12 protein-coding genes are annotated in these 16,218 nt (G+C 73.3%); 5 read left to right on the forward strand and 7 right to left on the reverse strand.

Translation table 11 applies throughout. The features are described 5' to 3' along the window. Positions 1–322 precede the first annotated feature (322 nt). Positions 323–1,414, forward strand: coding sequence for an ABC transporter ATP-binding protein (locus CLT72_RS19370; protein WP_101413001.1), 1,092 nt, complete (start codon positions 323–325; stop codon positions 1,412–1,414). 127 nt (positions 1,415–1,541) lie between these two features. Here CLT72_RS19370 and rlmB read toward each other — a convergent pair whose 3' ends face one another. After that, positions 1,542–2,675: a 23S rRNA (guanosine(2251)-2'-O)-methyltransferase RlmB gene (rlmB, locus tag CLT72_RS19375; protein ID WP_101413002.1), complete on the reverse strand. Its 1,134-nt coding sequence runs from the start codon at positions 2,673–2,675 to the stop codon at positions 1,542–1,544. After that, a complete protein-coding gene (cysS, locus tag CLT72_RS19380) occupies positions 2,675–4,090 on the reverse strand; it encodes a cysteine--tRNA ligase (RefSeq protein ID WP_101413003.1) in 1,416 nt (471 codons plus the stop codon). The genes rlmB and cysS overlap by 1 nt, the downstream gene beginning before the upstream one ends. 64 nt (positions 4,091–4,154) lie before the next feature. On the opposite strand from cysS, the gene CLT72_RS19385 reads away from it, so the two are divergent. Next, positions 4,155–4,802 (forward strand): IclR family transcriptional regulator, encoded by a 648-nt coding sequence (locus CLT72_RS19385; protein ID WP_101413004.1) that lies wholly within the window; start codon positions 4,155–4,157, stop codon positions 4,800–4,802. Between the two features lie 176 nt (positions 4,803–4,978). Next, a complete protein-coding gene (locus CLT72_RS19390; RefSeq protein ID WP_101413005.1) occupies positions 4,979–5,968 on the forward strand; it encodes a hypothetical protein in 990 nt (329 codons plus the stop codon). A 95-nt stretch (positions 5,969–6,063) separates the two neighbouring features. Here CLT72_RS19390 and CLT72_RS19395 read toward each other — a convergent pair whose 3' ends face one another. Next, positions 6,064–7,752 carry a S8 family serine peptidase gene (locus CLT72_RS19395; RefSeq protein WP_101415267.1) on the reverse strand — a complete coding sequence of 563 codons (1,689 nt, stop codon included), beginning with the start codon at positions 7,750–7,752 and terminating at the stop codon, positions 6,064–6,066. A gap of 133 nt (positions 7,753–7,885) precedes the next feature. Continuing rightward, positions 7,886–8,848, reverse strand: coding sequence for an EamA family transporter (locus tag CLT72_RS19400; protein ID WP_101413006.1), 963 nt, complete (start codon positions 8,846–8,848; stop codon positions 7,886–7,888). Between the two features lie 75 nt (positions 8,849–8,923). Between CLT72_RS19400 and CLT72_RS19405 the strand changes: the two genes are divergently transcribed. Then, a complete protein-coding gene (locus tag CLT72_RS19405; protein WP_101413007.1) occupies positions 8,924–9,469 on the forward strand; it encodes a CGNR zinc finger domain-containing protein in 546 nt (181 codons plus the stop codon). Positions 9,470–9,547: 78 nt separating this feature from the next. On the opposite strand, the gene CLT72_RS19410 is transcribed toward CLT72_RS19405, so the two are convergent. Further along, positions 9,548–10,957: a class II fumarate hydratase gene (locus tag CLT72_RS19410; RefSeq protein WP_199184602.1), complete on the reverse strand. Its 1,410-nt coding sequence runs from the start codon at positions 10,955–10,957 to the stop codon at positions 9,548–9,550. Between the two features lie 171 nt (positions 10,958–11,128). Between CLT72_RS19410 and CLT72_RS19415 the strand changes: the two genes are divergently transcribed. Beyond that, complete coding sequence (locus tag CLT72_RS19415; protein ID WP_101413009.1) at positions 11,129–12,976, forward strand: DNRLRE domain-containing protein; 1,848 nt, start codon at positions 11,129–11,131, stop codon at positions 12,974–12,976. Between the two features lie 58 nt (positions 12,977–13,034). Here CLT72_RS19415 and CLT72_RS19420 read toward each other — a convergent pair whose 3' ends face one another. Both CLT72_RS19420 and CLT72_RS19425 read right to left on the reverse strand, forming a co-directional pair. Continuing rightward, on the reverse strand, positions 13,035–14,702 hold the full coding sequence (locus CLT72_RS19420) for a fumarate hydratase (RefSeq protein WP_101413010.1): 1,668 nt from the start codon (positions 14,700–14,702) through the stop codon (positions 13,035–13,037). A gap of 67 nt (positions 14,703–14,769) precedes the next feature. Beyond that, positions 14,770–16,194, reverse strand: coding sequence for an outer membrane protein assembly factor BamB family protein (locus tag CLT72_RS19425; protein ID WP_101413011.1), 1,425 nt, complete (start codon positions 16,192–16,194; stop codon positions 14,770–14,772). Between the last annotated feature and the right edge of the window lie 24 nt (positions 16,195–16,218).

Raw genomic sequence — 16,218 nt, forward strand, 5'->3', positions numbered from 1 at the left:
CGACGTCAGCATAGCGACTGACGTCCGGATTTCCGCCTCGGCAGGGCTCCCGACCACGGGAAACGTCACCTCCGCGCTGCGGCGTACCGCTATCGACGGTCGATTGATGTCCGCCCGTGCCCGAGTGACCGGAATGTCTATGCGGCCCGTCCCATCCCGTGCGCCCCGCCTTGGCAGGTGACGAAAAGCCGTTTACCGTGCAGTGACACGGACGACATCTCGATCTTCGAGAGGCTGCCCGTGGGCCGGCGCGTCCCGTGCCGGCCGCTCCTTCACTCGGATCGTCCGGCACGTTCCTGCCGGTGAAAGGAAGCACCCCACCATGGCTACGGTCACCTACGCCAAGGCGTCCCGGATCTACCCGGGCACCGAGCGTCCCGCCGTCAACCAGCTCGACCTGGAGATCGGCGACGGTGAGTTCCTCGTCCTGGTCGGCCCCTCCGGTTGCGGCAAGTCCACCAGCCTGCGCATGCTCGCCGGCCTGGAGGACGTCGACCAGGGCTCGATCCACATCGACGACCGGGACGTCACCCACCTGCCGCCGAAGGCCCGCGACATCGCGATGGTCTTCCAGAACTACGCCCTCTACCCGCACATGACGGTGTACGAGAACATGGCGTTCGCGCTCAAGCTGCGCAAGACCTCCAAGGCCGAGATCGACCGGCGGGTGAAGGAGGCGGCGGCGCTGCTCCAGCTGGAGGAGTACCTGGGCCGCAAGCCGAAGGCCCTCTCCGGCGGTCAGCGCCAGCGGGTGGCCATGGGCCGGGCGATCGTCCGCGAGCCGCAGGTCTTCCTCATGGACGAGCCGCTGTCGAACCTCGACGCGAAGCTGCGGGTGCAGACCCGTACCCAGATCGCGTCGTTGCAGGCCAAGCTGGGCGTCACCACCGTCTACGTCACCCACGACCAGGTCGAGGCCATGACCATGGGCCACCGGGTGGCGGTCATGCTCGACGGCGTGCTCCAGCAGGTGGACACCCCGCGGGCGCTCTACGACACCCCGGCCAACGTCTTCGTCGCCGGCTTCATGGGCTCCCCCGCCATGAACATCAAGACCGTGCCGCTGAGCGAGCGGGGCGCCGCCTTCGCCGACCTGCAGATCCCGCTCACCCGGGAGCAGGTCGAGGCGGCCCGCGCCGACGGTGGCGCCGACAAGGTGACCGTCGGCTTCCGCCCCGAGGACTGCGACCTGGTCAGCCCGACCGAGGGCGGCATGCCCGTCGTCGTCGAGCTGGTCGAGGACCTCGGCTCGGACGCCAACATCTACGGCCACGCCGCGCTCGAGGGCAGCAACGAGCGCTTCGTGGTCCGTACCGACCGGCGCAGCATGCCGAACATGGGCGACACCGTGTTCGTCAAGCCGCGCGAGGGCCGCAGCCACGTCTTCAACGCGAGCACCGGCAACCGCATCTGACGTACGACGAGATGGGGGCGCCCGCCGACCGGCGGGCGCCCCCATCGTCGTCTCCGGCTGCAGGCCCCCGGACAGGCGAAGGGGCGGCCCGCCATCGGCGGACCGCCCCTTCTTCGGGTCTGCGGGATCAGCCCTCTGCGGCCCGGCGGCGCGCCACCTCGGCGAGGGTGACGGCGGCCGCGACGCTGGCGTTGAGCGACTCGACCTCGGAGATCATCGGGATGCTCACCGTGAGGTCGCAGGTCTCGCCGACCAGCCGGGAGAGCCCCCGGCCCTCGGAGCCGACCACCACGACCAGCGGGCCGACGGCGGCCTCCAGGTCGTAGAGGTCGGTCTCGCCGTCGGCGTCCAGGCCCACCACCATGAAGCCGGCGTCCTGGCAGGCCTTCAGCGACCGGGTCAGGTTGGTCACCTGGGCGACCGGCACCCGCGCTGCCGCGCCGGCGCTGGTCCGCCAGGCGGTCGCGGTGATCCCGGCAGCCCGCCGCTCCGGTACGAAGACGCCCTGCGCGCCGAAGGCGGCGGCGGAGCGGATCACGGCGCCGAGGTTGCGCGGGTCGGTCACCCCGTCCAGCGCCACCAGCAGCGGGGCGGCCTGCTCCAGCGCCGCCGCGACGAGGTCCTCGAAGGGCTCGTACGCGAACGGCGGCACCTGGAGACCGACGCCCTGGTGCAGCACGCCGCCGGTCATCCGGTCCAGCTCGGCCCGGCTGATCTCCAGGTTGGCGATGCCCCGGTCGGCGGCCGTCCGGATGATCTCGTTGACCCGGTCGTCGACGTCGATGCCCTGGGCGGTGTAGAGCGCGGTCGCCGGCACCAGGGCGCGCAGCGCCTCCAGCACCGGGTTGCGTCCGACCAGCAGCTCCGGGGTGTCCTTCGACGGGTTGGACTTGCGGCCCGGGGCGACCCGGGGGCCGCCGCGACCGGTGGGCCTGGCACCCCGACCGCCCGTACCGCGCCCGCCCGTGGTCGGTACGCCCCGGCCACCGCCCTTGCCCCAGGTGGTGTCCTTGCTGCCGGGCTGACCGATCTTGGGAGCGCGGCCCTCCTCGGCCGCCGCCCGGCGCTCCTTGTCCTGCTTCCAGGCGGTGCGCTGGGGCAGCTTCTCGGTGCCCGAGTATGCCTTGTGCCAGGGCCGCTCGTCGGCGGGCAGGGTCCTGCCCCGCCCGGCGAGGGAGTCCTTGTTCTTGCCACCGGAGCCCTTGGGGGCTCCCGCCTTCGGCGTCAGACGCCGGCCACGGCGCTGCGAGTTGCCGGCCATCAGTCCTGCTCTCCAATAGTCCAACGGGGGCCCTGGGGGGTGTCCTCGACCACCACGCCGGCCTGCTTGAGCTGGTCGCGTACGGCGTCGGCCGCGGCCCAGTCCTTGCGACCGCGGGCCTGTGCGCGCTGTTCCAGGGCCAGCGCGACCAGCGAGTCCACCACGCCGCGCAGGTCGTCCGCGCGGCCGCCACCGGTCCACGCCGGTTCGAGGGGGTCGATCCCGAGGATATCCAGCATGGCGCGGGCCGCGGCCAGCGCCGTGCGGACGGTCACATCGTCGCCGCCGGTCAGCGCGGTGTTGCCGTCGCGGACCACCTCGTGCAGGACGGCGAACGCGGCCGAGGTGTTCAGGTCGTCGTCCATCGCCGCCGCGAACGCGCCCGGCAGCTCACCGAGCTGGCCGGGGCCGACGCGCTCGACGGCCCGCTGCACGAACCCCTCGATCCGGCGGTACGCGACGGCGGCCTCGCGCAGCGCGTCCTCCGAGTAGTCGATGCGGGACCGGTAGTGCGCGGCGGCGTAGTAGTAGCGCAGCTCCACCGGGCGCACGCCGAGCGAGTCGACGTACGTCAGGTCGAGGGCGTTGCCGAGCGACTTGCCCATCTTGGCGCCGCCGATGCTGAGCAGCCCGTGGTGCACCCAGTAGCGGGCGAACGGCAGCCCGGCGGCCTGCGACTGGGCGATCTCGTTCTCGTGGTGCGGGAAGGTGAGGTCCAGCCCTCCGCCGTGGATGTCGAACTCGGCGCCGAGGTAGCGCCAGCACATCGCCGAGCACTCGATGTGCCAGCCGGGCCGGCCCCGCCCCCACGGCGACGGCCAGTAGGCGTCCGCCGGCTCGTCGGGCTTGGCACCCTTCCACAGCGCGAAGTCGCGCGGGTCGCGCTTGCCCCGGTCGGGGGCGTCCCCGGCCGACTGCATCGCGTCCGGCGACTGCCCCGACAGGGAGCCGTACGCCGGCCACGACCGGACGTCGAAGTAGACGTCGCCGGAGTCGTCGGTGGCCGGGTAGGCGTGCCCGTCGGCGATCAGCTTGGCGATCAGCTCGTGCATCTCGGGGATGTGCCCGGTAGCCCGCGGCTCGTACGTCGGCGGCAGCACGTTGAGCGCCCGGTAGGAATCGGTCAGGATCAGCTCGTTGGCGTACGCGATCGACCAGAACGGCCTGCCCCGCTCCATCGCCTTGACCAGGATCTTGTCGTCGATGTCGGTCACGTTGCGGATGAAGGTGACCTCGTAGCCGGCGGCGAGCAGCCAGCGGCGCAGCACGTCGTAGTTGACGCCGGAGCGAAGGTGACCGATGTGCGGCGGGGCCTGGAGGGTGAGACCACACAGGTAGACCCCCACCTTGCCGGCTTCCCGCGGGACGAAGTCCCGCACCGATCGGGTGGCGGTGTCATACAGGCGTAGCGTCACCGTACAAGGGTAGCCGTCCCACGCGTTCCGGGGTTGTCCGGAGCCGGGTCGTACGCTGCTGGTCGTGGAGACGACGGCGCGGGGCGGGGAGACGGCGCAGACGCTGGACCGGGGGCTGCGGCTGCTGCACCTGGTCGCCGACGCGCCGGGCGGGCTCACCGTCACCGAGGCGGCGAACCGGTTGGGCGTCGGCCGGGCGGCGGTGTACCGGCTGGTCGGCGCGCTCGCCGCGCACGGCATGTTGCGCCGCGACGGCGAGGGCCGGCTGCGCCTCGGCGCCGGGGTGCTGCACCTGGCCCGGCGGGCCCAGCCGCTGCTCGCCGAGGGGGCGCTGCCCGCGTTGCGCCGCCTCGCGGAGCAGGCCGGCGCGACCGCCCACCTGACCGTGGTCGAGGGCGGCGAGGGGGTCGCGCTGGCCGTGGTCGAGCCGAGCTGGACGTCGTTCCACGTCGCGTACCGGACGGGGGCGCGGCACCCGCTGGAGCGCGGGGCGGCCGGGCGGGCCATCCTCGCCGGCCGGGCGGGCGCCGCCGGCCCGGTGAGCACCGCCGGGGAACTGCAATCCGGGGCGTACGGCGTGGCCGCCCCGGTGCTCGGCGTGCCGGGCCTGGAGGCGAGCGTCGGGGTGGTGGCGCTGGCCCAGCTCGACGCCGAGGTGGTCGGCGCGCAGGTCCTCGCCGCGGCCACCGCCATCGCCGCCGCCCTCTCCTGAGCCGCCCGCTCCTTCACCTCGCCCGCCTGCGGGGGACGTCCTCCGCCTCCCGAGCGGCGACCCTCTAGCACATCCGGCGGCCGTCGTGTCGGTTGTCCACAGGCGACGGTTCCCGGTGCGACCCGCGTCGTCCACAGGGGTGTCGGGCGGCATCGAGCGGCGGGCACGCTGGCCGCATGCCACCTCCACCGCACCGTCCAGGTGTCCTGGCCTGGCAGGTCTTCCGCGGCTCGGACGCGATCCGACAGGGCCTGGTCACCGAGCACCAACTGCGCAGCTCCGCCTGGCTGCGCCTGCGCCACGACGTCTACGCCGACGCCCGGCTGGACCGGGACCACGCCCTGGCCTGCCGTGCCGCGGCCCTGCGGTTGCCGCCCGAGGCGGTCGTCGCCGGCCCCTCGGCGGCCTACCTGCACGGTGTCGAGCACGCCGCCTCGTTCGTCGACGACGTGCACGTCCTCGTCCCGAGGGCGATGCGGCTCGGCCCGCAACGGGGCCTGCGCGTGCACTCCACGGGCCCGCACCGGCAGCCCGCAGGGCCGGGCGGCGGCCTGCGCCCGGCGCTGCGCGCGGCGGCCGGCGGCCCGGACATCGCGGTCCGGCCGGTTGCGGCCGGCCTGAGGGTGGCGGATCTGCGCACCGCCGGCGTGCCGGTCAGCACCGATCCAACGTCTGCGGCGTGGGAGACGGCGGTCTGGTTGGAGCCGCTGCGCGCGGTCGGCATCGTCGACTCGCTGCTACGGCAGGGGCTGACCAGCCGTGCCGCCCTCGCCGACGTCGCCGCCCGCAACGCCGACCGGCCCGGCGGCCGCCGGGCCCGCTGGGTGTTCGGCCTGGCGGATCCGGGCGCCCGGTCGCCGGCCGAGTCCGAGCTGCGGGTCCGGCTGGTGCTGGCCGGGCTGCCGCGCCCCGCCGTCCGGCACCCGGTCCGGATCACGGCCGGGCTGGTCGTGCACGCCGACCTGGCGTGGTCGGCGTACCGCGTCGCCGTCGCCCAGGACGGGCGGCACGCCGAGGCCGACGGCGGGCGCCTCGACCGGATCGCCCGGCTGGTCGGCGCCGGCTGGCTCGTACTGCCGGTCACCGACAGGCGGCTGCGCCACGACTTCCCGGGTGTCCTGCGCGAGGCTCGCGTCGCACTCGGCGCCCGGGGCTGGCGCCCGTGACCGGGGCACCCGCGCCGGGCACCGGATCGACCGCCCGCCGCCGGACGCGCGAGGGGCCCGGCCGAAGTCGGCCGGGCCCCACTGGTGGTGCGTCGTTACGGGCGGGCGTTGGGCTTGAGCGGGGTCTTCACCGCCGCGTACGCGTCGACGATGCCGTAACCGTAGAAGCCGTTGAAGTTCAGCCCTCCGGCGCAGTAGGCGTCGAACTCGGCGTCCCGGCCCTCGTTGGCGTACGACTGCAGGCGCGGCTCCGGGCAGGCGTGCTCGGCCGCCGTCCGGTAGAGGTGCTGCTCCACCAGCTTCGGTGCCATCCCGTAGCCACCCCGGCCGTCCTTCTTGCCGTGCTTGCTGACGATCAGCGCGGCGACGCCGGAGGCGTGCGGGGCCGCCATCGAGGTGCCCTGCAGGTAGGTGTAGTACCCGCACTCCCCGTTGGCCTTGCACGCCTTGAAGACCGTCTCCTCGAACCCGGCGACGATGTTGCCGTCGGCGTCGACCGAGCCCTCCTCCTGGAGCACCTTCTTCGGGTACGTCGAGAGGATCATGTTGGCGTCGGTGCGGTAGGTGTCGGTGCCGAAGCCGTCCCGGAACCAGCCGCCGGGTGCCGCCACGGCGGTCTGCTCGGTGCCGTAGTTCGAGAAGTCCGACTTCTTGCCCGACGGCCCGACCGCCGACACGCTGATCACGTTGGGGCCCTCGGTGGGCAGGTCCCAGCAGCTGTCGTTGTCGATCTCGCGCGGGTAGGGCGCGGTGTCGCCGTAGTCCGGGCTCGACACGTCGGTGCGCGGGGCACCCAGGTCCTCGTGGTTGTTGCCCAGCGCGCCGACCAGGGTGACGCCCCGGTTGTGGGCGAAGTTCAGGGCCCGCTTCATGGCCTTGATGATGGCCCGCTGCTCGGCCTGGTGCTCCGGGGAGTCGGCCGGGTTGGCGGTGCAGTTGTAGAGCCACGGGTCGACGTAGAAGGACATGTTGACCACGTCCAGGCCGACCTTCCCGGCGTGCAGCAGGGAGTTGACCACCGGCTCCAGGAAGAAGTAGCCGGAGTCCTGGCCGCCCTTGAGCTCGACCAGGGAGACGTTCGGGGCGACGCCGGAGAGACCGAAGCCGTTGGCCGCGGCGCCGATCGTGCCGGCCACGTGGGTGCCGTGCCCGCCGTCGTCGGTGCCGACCGGGTCGAGGCAGCTCGCCACCTCGCACTCGCCGTCGACGTCGACGATGTCGGGAGCGAAGTTGCGGGACAGCGCCCAGTTGAAGTTCGGCGCGATGTCCGGGTTGCTGGCGTCGACGCCGGTGTCCAGGACGCCGACGGTGACCCGGCGGTCGCCCGGCTCGACCTTGCGCGCCTGGTCTGCCCGGATCATCTCCAGGCCCCAGAGCTTGTCGTCCAGCGGGTCCATCTTCTTGCCACGCTTGGCGCCGGCGCCCTTGGCCGCGGCGGCGGCCAGCAGGTGCTCCTGCTCGACCCGGTCCAGCTTGGGCTTGCGGCCGATCGCCTTCTGCTCGGTGGCGCCGATCAGCGCCGACGCGGCGGTGGCCTTCGCGGCGAAGTCCGTCCGGTCGCTGGTGACCCGGAACATGCCGACCTCGTCGGACCGGGAGACCACCGTGCCGCCGGCCGACCGGATGGCGGCGATGGCCGCGTCCGCGGAGACACCGTCCTCGGCGATGACGGTGAAGGTACGGGCACTGGTCGGCACGGCACTGGCCGGCACGCTCATGCCCGTCACCGCGAGTGCCAGTGCCGTCGCGGTCGCGACGGCACCGGCGGTGAAGCGCTTGCTCACCACATCGGATCCTCTCGTTGAGGGACGTGGCAGCCATCAGACAACACCGCGGCACTTTCCGCCATAGCAACGTCGGCTATGGCGGGAATCTCGCTTTCATCCGTGCCGGGCGCCGCCGGGCGACCCGTTCGGGTCACGGCAGGGCGGGCTCGGCCACCTGCGGCTGCGGGTCGTCGGCACGGGGAGCCCGCAGCTCGTCGACGCGCACCAGGGCGACGCCGGCGACGATCAGTGCGCCGCCGAGCAGTTGCACCACGGTGGGCAGTTCGCCCAGCACCAGCCAGGCGATGAGGACGGCGAACATCACCTCGGTCAGCCCGACGAACGACGACAGCCGGGCGCCGAGGATCCGGGTGCCGGCGATCCCGGCGAGGTACGCGACGACGGCGGCGATCAGCGACAGCCCGACCACCGGCACCAACCAGCTGGTGCTCTGCCCGGCGAAGGTGACCTCGCCGAAGGCCACCCGCAGCGGCAGCGCACCGACCGCCCCGAGCAGCAGCAGGACGGCGGCCCCGACGGCCATGCCGCCGCTGGCCATGGCCACCGAGGGCAGTTCCTCGTCGACCCGTCCCGCGAGCACGAAGTAGCCGGCGAGGCCGACCGCCGCCCCCAGCCCCCAGAGCACGCCCACCGCGTCGAGCCGGCCGGCGCCGGTCAGGTCCAGGACGAAGAACAGGCCGGCGAGGGCGGCCACCGAGCCGGCGACGGTCAGCCGGCGGGGACGCTGCCCGTGGACCAGCCACATCCAGCCCACCACCAGGACGATGCCGAGATACTCCAGCAGCAGCGCGACACCGACCGGCAGGTAGCGCACCGCGTTGAAGAAGCAGACCTGGGCCGTCGCGACCCCGAGCAGCCCGAACACGCCGATCGCGGCGAGGTTGCGGCGCAGCACGCCCCACCTGCCGCGCAGCGACAGCGCGGCCGGGACGGCCACGATCAGCGCGGCGACGCCGACGCGGGCGATCACGGCCGCCTCGGCCGACCAGCCGGCGTCGATGAGGGACCGGGCGAAGGTGCCCGACGTGGCGAAGGTGACGGCGGAGAGCAGGGCGAGGCCGAGGCCGAGCCCGGCGGCGGGTGGCTGACGCATCGATCCACTCCCACTGTCATGAGTAAAATGCAACTTCACTCGTGACGCTAGGTCGGCCCCCCGACAGGAGTCAAGTTGCTTTTCACCCATGACACGGAATGTTCACTGACCGCCGTGGCAGCGCTGGTGAACACCGCCAGCCGCGACGGTGAGGGCCTGCCCGACGTCGCCGCCCTGGACGCGCACTTCGTCGCCCACGCCTACAGCGGGCGGCACGAGCACACCGAGGACGAACTGCGGGCCGTACGCGACCTCCGGCCCCGGCTGCGCCGCGTCTGGTACGCCGACACCGAGGGCATCGTCACGATCGTCAACGAACTGCTCCGCGAGTACGACGCGTTGCCCCAGCTCATCACCCACGACGACGAGCCGTACCACTTCCACGCCGTGCCGCGCGACGCGCCGCTGGCCACCCGGATGGCCGTCGAGGCCGCGATGGCGCTGGCGGACCTCGTACGCGCCGGCGAGCTGCGCCGGTTGCGGATCTGCGACCACCCGGACTGTGAGAACGTGCTCGTCGACCTGTCGAAGAACCGCTCCCGCCGGTTCTGCGACGCCGGCTGCGGCAACCGTGCCGCCGTCACCGCCTACCGCGCCCGCAGGTCCGCCTCGCGCGCTTGACGGCGTGCGGCGAAACGTCCGGGCGCGGGGTGCACAGCCACAACCACGCGCCCGCGGCCGGGGCGGGGACGGGACGACTCAGGGGTGGGTCATCCGGAGCAGGTCGAGCGCCTCGTCGAGCTGGGTCTCGGTCAGCTTGCCCGAGTCGACGTGCCCCCGGGAGATCACCACCTCGCGGATCGAGACCTGCTTGGCCAGCGCCTCCTTGGCGATGGAGGCGGCCTCGTCGTACCCGAGGTGGCGGTTGAGCGGGGTGACGATCGACGGCGAGCCCTCGGCGTACGCCAGGCAGACCTCGGCGTCCGCGACCAGGCCGACCACGAGGCGGTCGGCGAAGAGCCGGCTCGACGCGGCGAGCAGGCGGATCGACTCCAGCAGGTTGCGGCCCATCACGGGGAGCATGACGTTCAGCTCGAAGTCGCCCTGGGAACCGGCGAACCCGACGGTGGCGTCGTTGCCGATGACCTGGGCGCAGACCTGCCGCACCGCCTCGGCGACCACCGGATTGACCTTGCCCGGCATGATCGACGAGCCGGGCTGGAGGTCGGGGATGCGCAGCTCGCGCAGCCCGGCACGGGGGCCCGAACCCATCCAGCGGATGTCGTTGGCGATCTTGTAGAGACCGACGGCGACCGTACGCAGCTGCCCGGAGGTCTCCACCAGCGCGTCCCGGGCGCCCTGCGCCTCGAAGTGGTTGCGCGCCTCGGTCAGCGGCAGCCCCGTCGAACCGCGCAGCTTCTCGATGACCTTCGCGGCGAAGCCGAGTGGGGTGTTGATGCCGGTGCCCACCGCCGTGCCGCCCAGCGGCAGCTCGGCCAGCCGGGGCAGCGCCCCCTCCAGCCGCTCGATGCCGTAGCGGACCTGGGCGGCGTACCCGCCGAACTCCTGCCCGAGGGTCACCGGGGTGGCGTCCATCAGGTGGGTACGCCCGGCCTTGACCACGGTCTCGAACTCCGCCGCCTTGCCCTCCAGGGCCTCCGCCAGGTGGGCCAGCGCGGGCAGCAGGTCCCGCGCGACCGCCTCGGTGGCCGCCAGGTGGATCGAGGACGGGAAGACGTCGTTGCTGGACTGCGAGGCGTTCACGTCGTCGTTCGGGTGCACGTCGCGGCCCAGCTCCCGACCGGCCAGCGTGGCGATGACCTCGTTGGTGTTCATGTTCGACGACGTGCCGGACCCGGTCTGGAACACGTCGATCGGGAACTGGTCGTCGTAGCCGCCGTCGGCCACGTGCGCGGCGGCGGCGGCGATCGCCGCCGCCACGTCCGCGTCGATCACGCCCAGCTCGCCGTTGACCTCGGCCGCCGCGCCCTTGATCTGGGCCAGCGCCCGGATCTGGGCCGGTTCGATGCCCCGGCCGGAGATCGGGAAGTTCTGCACCGCGCGCTGGGTCTGCGCCCGCCACAGCGCCTCGGTGGGCACCTCCACCTCGCCCATCGAGTCGCGTTCGATCCGGTAGCCCGTCGCCTCTGGAGTCGTCACGCGTACCATCCTGCCGCCTCGACGAGGGACTCGCAGATGATCGCCCAGTCCACCCAGGCCCCCGCGTAGGGCCGCAGGGACCGGCCGGCGCACGGGACCGGTCGAAAGTCGGGCGCCGGCACCGGGACCAGGCACTTAAGATCGTGGAAGTATTCGCACTCCATCGGGGGGTCTTCCACCTTGCACGAACAACGGGGTTTCACCGGCGTGCCCGCCGTACGCCGACGGCGCGCTCCGCGCCGGTTCCTCACCACGGGGCTCACCGCGCTGCTGACCGCCACCGGGGCGGTCGTCGTCACCGCCCAGCCCGCCGTCGCCGCACCGGCCCGCTGGGTCCTGCCGACGAGCGTGAGCTACACGGACGCGCGGCAGCAGGGCGCGACCTTCACCACCACCGAGGCGGACGTCCCGGTCGGCACCCTGGAGACCGCCGGGGTCAAGCACACGACCAGGGCCTACCTCACGTTCGACCTGACGCCCTACCAGGGCAAGGAGATCATCGACGCCACGCTGCGCACCGGGGAGTCGGCGGTCGCGGACTGCGACCGGCCGCGCGAGCTGGAGCTGTGGCGCACGGACTCGCCGGCGACCGCGCCGACCTGGGACGACGCGCCGACCGTACGGGAGAAGGTCGGCGACCTCGGTCCCACCGCTCCCTGCCCCGCGGCCCACCTCGAACTGCCGCTCACGCGGACCGTGCAGCAGGCGGTCGACGCCGGGCGGGACTCGCTCACGCTGATGGTCCGGGTCCCCGGGGAGCACGAGGAGAACAAGCACCACGGTCGGCGGCTGCGGACGCCGGGCATCTCGCTGACCGCGAACGCCGCGCCCGACGTGCCGGGCGCCCTCACCGTCGCCGGGCGGGACTGCGCCGGCGACCACGTGGTCGACACCGCCACGCCGACCCTCACCGCCGAGGTCACCGACCCGGACGCGAACGGGACCGGCCTCGTCGAACAGGTGACGGCGACCTTCGCGTGGTGGCCGGTCGACCGGCCCGACGAGCGGACGGAGTGGACCTCGGGGACGTTCTCCGCGCCGCGCCGCTTCCAGTACACGGTGCCGGCCGGCGCGATGGTCGACGGCGGCCGCTACGCCTTCGCGGTCCGCGCGGCCGACCAGCACGCCACCTCCGCCTGGTCGGCGGAGTGCCGGTTCGCGGTCGACACCACCAGCCCCGCCCAGCCGACGGTCAGCTCCACGGACTACCCGGCCGACGACGGCTGGTACGGCGGTCCCGGCATCCCGGGCCAGTTCACCTTCTCCGCCGGCGGCGACACCGACACGGTGCGATTCCGCTACACCGTGTTCGGGCAGCCGGCGACCGACGTGGCGGCCGACGTCCCGGGCGGCTCGGCGACCGTCACCCTCACCCCCGACCGGGACGGACCGAGGACGCTCACCGTCGAGGCGGTGGACCTCGCGGGCAACCGCTCCACGCCCACGAGCTACGTGTTCCGGGTGCGCACCACCAGCCCGACCATCACCGACGCCGACCCGACGGCCGGCTTCGGCCAGCCGCGCACCCTGACCTTCGCGCCCCGGATGGACGACGTCGTCGAGTACACGTACCGGCTCGACGACGGGCCGGAGCAGACCGTGCCGGCGACCGCCGACGGCACGGCCACGGTCACCATCACGCCGACGAAGCCGGGCTACAACACCGTGTACGTCCGCAGCCGGACGGCCGGTGACCTGCCGTCCGGCGAGGGCAGCTACCGGTTCCACCTGGCGACCAAACCCACGGTCAGCTCGGTCGAGTACCCGATCAACAAGTTCCAGGGTGCGGTCGCCGGCACGCCGGGGACGTTCGTCCTCCAGGCCGGCATGCCCGGGGTGACGGAGTTCGTCTACTCCTTCGACGGCCGTCCGGCGCAGACGGTCGCGGCGGGCACCGACGGGTCGGCGTCGGTGGGGTACACCCCGACGACGGCCGGGATCCACCGGGTCACCGTCTACACGCGGACCGCCGACGGGACCGTGTCGGAGACCTTCAGCGGCACCTTCTACGCCAGCCGGGCGAGCTGACGTAGGGCAACGACGAGGGGCGCCGGGCCACTGCCCGGCGCCCCTTCGCGTACGCGGGTCAGCGGCGGCCGACCGTCAGCACCGGCTTGGTGACCTCGGCGAAGAAGTCGTTGCCCTTGTCGTCGACCACGATGAAGGCCGGGAAGTCCGCCACCTCGATCTTCCAGACCGCCTCCATGCCCAGCTCCGCGTACTCCAGGACCTCGACGTGCTTGATGCAGTCCTGGGCGAGCCGGGCGGCCGGGCCGCCGATCGAGCCGAGGTAGAAGCCGCCGTGCTGCTGGCAGGAGCGGGTGACCTGGGCGGACCGGTTGCCCTTGGCGAGCATGACCTGCGAGCCGCCCGCGGCCTGGAACTTCTCCACGTACGCGTCCATCCGCCCGGCGGTGGTCGGGCCGAACGAGCCGGACGCGTAGCCCTCGGGGGTCTTGGCGGGGCCGGCGTAGTAGACGGCGTGGTCGCGCAGGTACTGCGGCATCGGCTCGCCGGCGTCCAGCCGCTCCGCGATCTTGGCGTGCGCGATGTCGCGGGCCACCACGAGCGGGCCGGTCAGCGACAGCCGGGTCTTCACCGGGTACTTCGACAGCTCGGCGCGGATCTCGTCCATCGGCCGGTTGAGGTCGACGCGCACCACCTCGGACGCGTCGAGCGTCTCGTCGGTGACGTCGGGCAGGTAGCGCGCCGGGTCGGTCTCGAGCCGCTCCAGCCACACGCCCGACGGGGTGATCTTGGCGACCGCCTGCCGGTCGGCCGAGCAGGAGACGGCGATCGCCACCGGGCAGGAGGCGCCGTGCCGGGGCAGCCGGACCACCCGCACGTCGTGGCAGAAGTAGCGCCCGCCGAACTGCGCGCCGATGCCGAAGTTGCGGGTCAGCTCCAGCACCTCCGCCTCCAACTCCAGGTCCCGGAAGCCGTGCGCGCTCATCGAGCCGGAGGTGGGCAGCGCGTCCAGGTACTTGGCGCTGGCGTACTTGGCGGTCTTCAGGGCGTACTCGGCGGAGGTGCCGCCGATGACGACGGCGAGGTGGTACGGCGGGCAGGCGGCGGTGCCGATGAGCCGCAGCTTCTCCTCCAGGAACTGCATCATCCGCGTGGGGTTCAGCAGCGCCTTGGTCTCCTGGTAGAGGTAGGACTTGTTGGCCGAGCCGCCGCCCTTGGCCATGAAGAGGAACTTGTAGGCGTCGGGTTGCCCGTCGGGGTCCTCCGCGTAGAGCTCGACCTGTGCCGGCAGGTTGCTGCCCGTGTTGCGCTCCTCCCACATCGTCAGCGGGGCGAGCTGCGAGTAGCGCAGGTTGAGCCGGGTGTAGGCCTGGTAGACGCCGCGCGAGAGGGCCTCGGCGTCACCGCCGTCGGTGAGCACGTGCCGGCCGCGCTTGCCCATCACGATGGCGGTGCCGGTGTCCTGGCACATCGGCAGCACACCGCCGGCCGCGATGTTGGCGTTGCGCAGCAGGTCGAGCGCGACGAACCGGTCGTTCGGCGAGGCCGCCGGATCGTCGATGATCGCGCGCAGCTGGGCCAGGTGCGCGGGGCGCAGGAAGTGCGCGATGTCGTGCATGGCCTCGGCCGTCAGCGCGGTGAGCGCGGTCGGCTCCACGGTGAGGAACCGGCGGCCCCCCGGCCCGTTGACGACGTCGACGCCCTCGTCGGTGACCAGGCGGTATTCCGTCTGGTCCGGACCGGTCGGCAGCAAGGGAGCGTACGAGAACGCGGCGGCACTGCTCATGAGCGGAAAGCCTAGGGCAGAAGGGTCGATCAGTCCCACCCGCCGGGTGGGTCCTGGGACGACGCTCTCACCCGGGGCAGAGCTCCCGCTTCGGGCCGCAGCTGTCCGCCGGCCCCGGCACGCTCCCCGTGCCGCCGGGGCCCGGTACGCCGCCGTCGCGCGGCGGGACGGGGGCGCCCCGCGCGCCGCCGAAGCGGACGTAGCCGATCTCCCGCCCCTCGCCGATGACCATGCCGCCCCGGCCGACCGCGAGGGCGTTCGCGGAGGTGCGCAGGCTCGCCAGTTCCCGCCCGGTACGCGGTTCCAGCGCCACCAGCCGGGACGGCTTCTCGTCGGCGATCACGGCCGCGTACGGGGTGAGCGCGGCGCCGGCCTTCGCCCCGGTGGGGCGCGTCCACCGGACCCGGCCGGCGCCCAACTCCCGGCCGACCACCGCCCGCTTGTCGGCCGTCCGGACCAGGGCGTGCCGGTCGTCGACCGCGAGCAGCCGCTCCCCGGCGTCGGTGACCAGCAGCAGCCGCCCGTCGTAGCCGTCGAGGACCGCCTCGCGTGCGTCCGGGGCAACCCCGATCAGCACGTTGCGCGCCCCGTACGGGTCCTCGCGCTGCGCGCAGCCGGCGTTGTCGGCGGTCCGCAGGTTGATCCCGGCCCGCTGCCACGCCTCCTGGCCGGTCGCCGGGTCCCGCCCCGAGATGGCGAAGTAGCAGGTGCCGTCCTGGGAGCGGGCGGTGATCCGCAGCAACCGGCCGCCGACCACCGACAGCCGCTCGTCCCGGCCGGGCTCGACGTCCTGGAGCATCCGCCCGGTGGCGGTGTCGAGGACGTGCACCCGCCCGTCGATGGGGAACCCGAGCAGCGGCGGTACGGGCTCGGGGCCGGCCACCTCGTCGTCGATCCGGACGGCGTCGAGGCGGCGGGTGTCGAGCAGCCCGGGGTTGTCGCCGAGCAGGCCGCTGCGCACCCCCGGCACGAAGGCCGTCCAGAGCGGGGCGGTGCCGCGCGGGTCCCAGGCGCTCACCGTGCAGTCGGTGGCGTCGACGCAGCGGGCGTCGAGCAGCATGTTGCGGTACGTCCAGACGGCCACCGCGTCGCCGTCGCGCCGCCGCGTGGCGCCGGTCGTCGGGTCGAGCACCTCGTACCCCTTGACCAGCAGCTTGCCCACGACCACGACCGGGTCGCGGTCGCCGCCGGCCACCGCGGACCAGTCGGCCTTGCGCTCCCACAGCTGGGCGCCCGTGGCCAGGCTGCGGGCCTCCACTCGGGTGCGCTGCTCGACCACGACGGTCTCGCCGGCGATGGTCACGCTGCGCGGGGTGCCGCCGACGCGTTGCTGCCAGACCACGTCGGGCTCGGAGATCGGCTGGCTCCGGTTCACCCGGTCCCACATCCCGGGGAACGGGTTCCACACCCCGGTCGCGGCGAGCGCGACGACCGCGACGAGCGCGAGCAGCAGCCCGCCACGCCACCCACCGAGGCCGCCCGCCTTCGCCACACGCACACCGTAGCGACGACCGCC

Source organism: Micromonospora sp. CNZ309 (genome assembly GCF_002846525.1).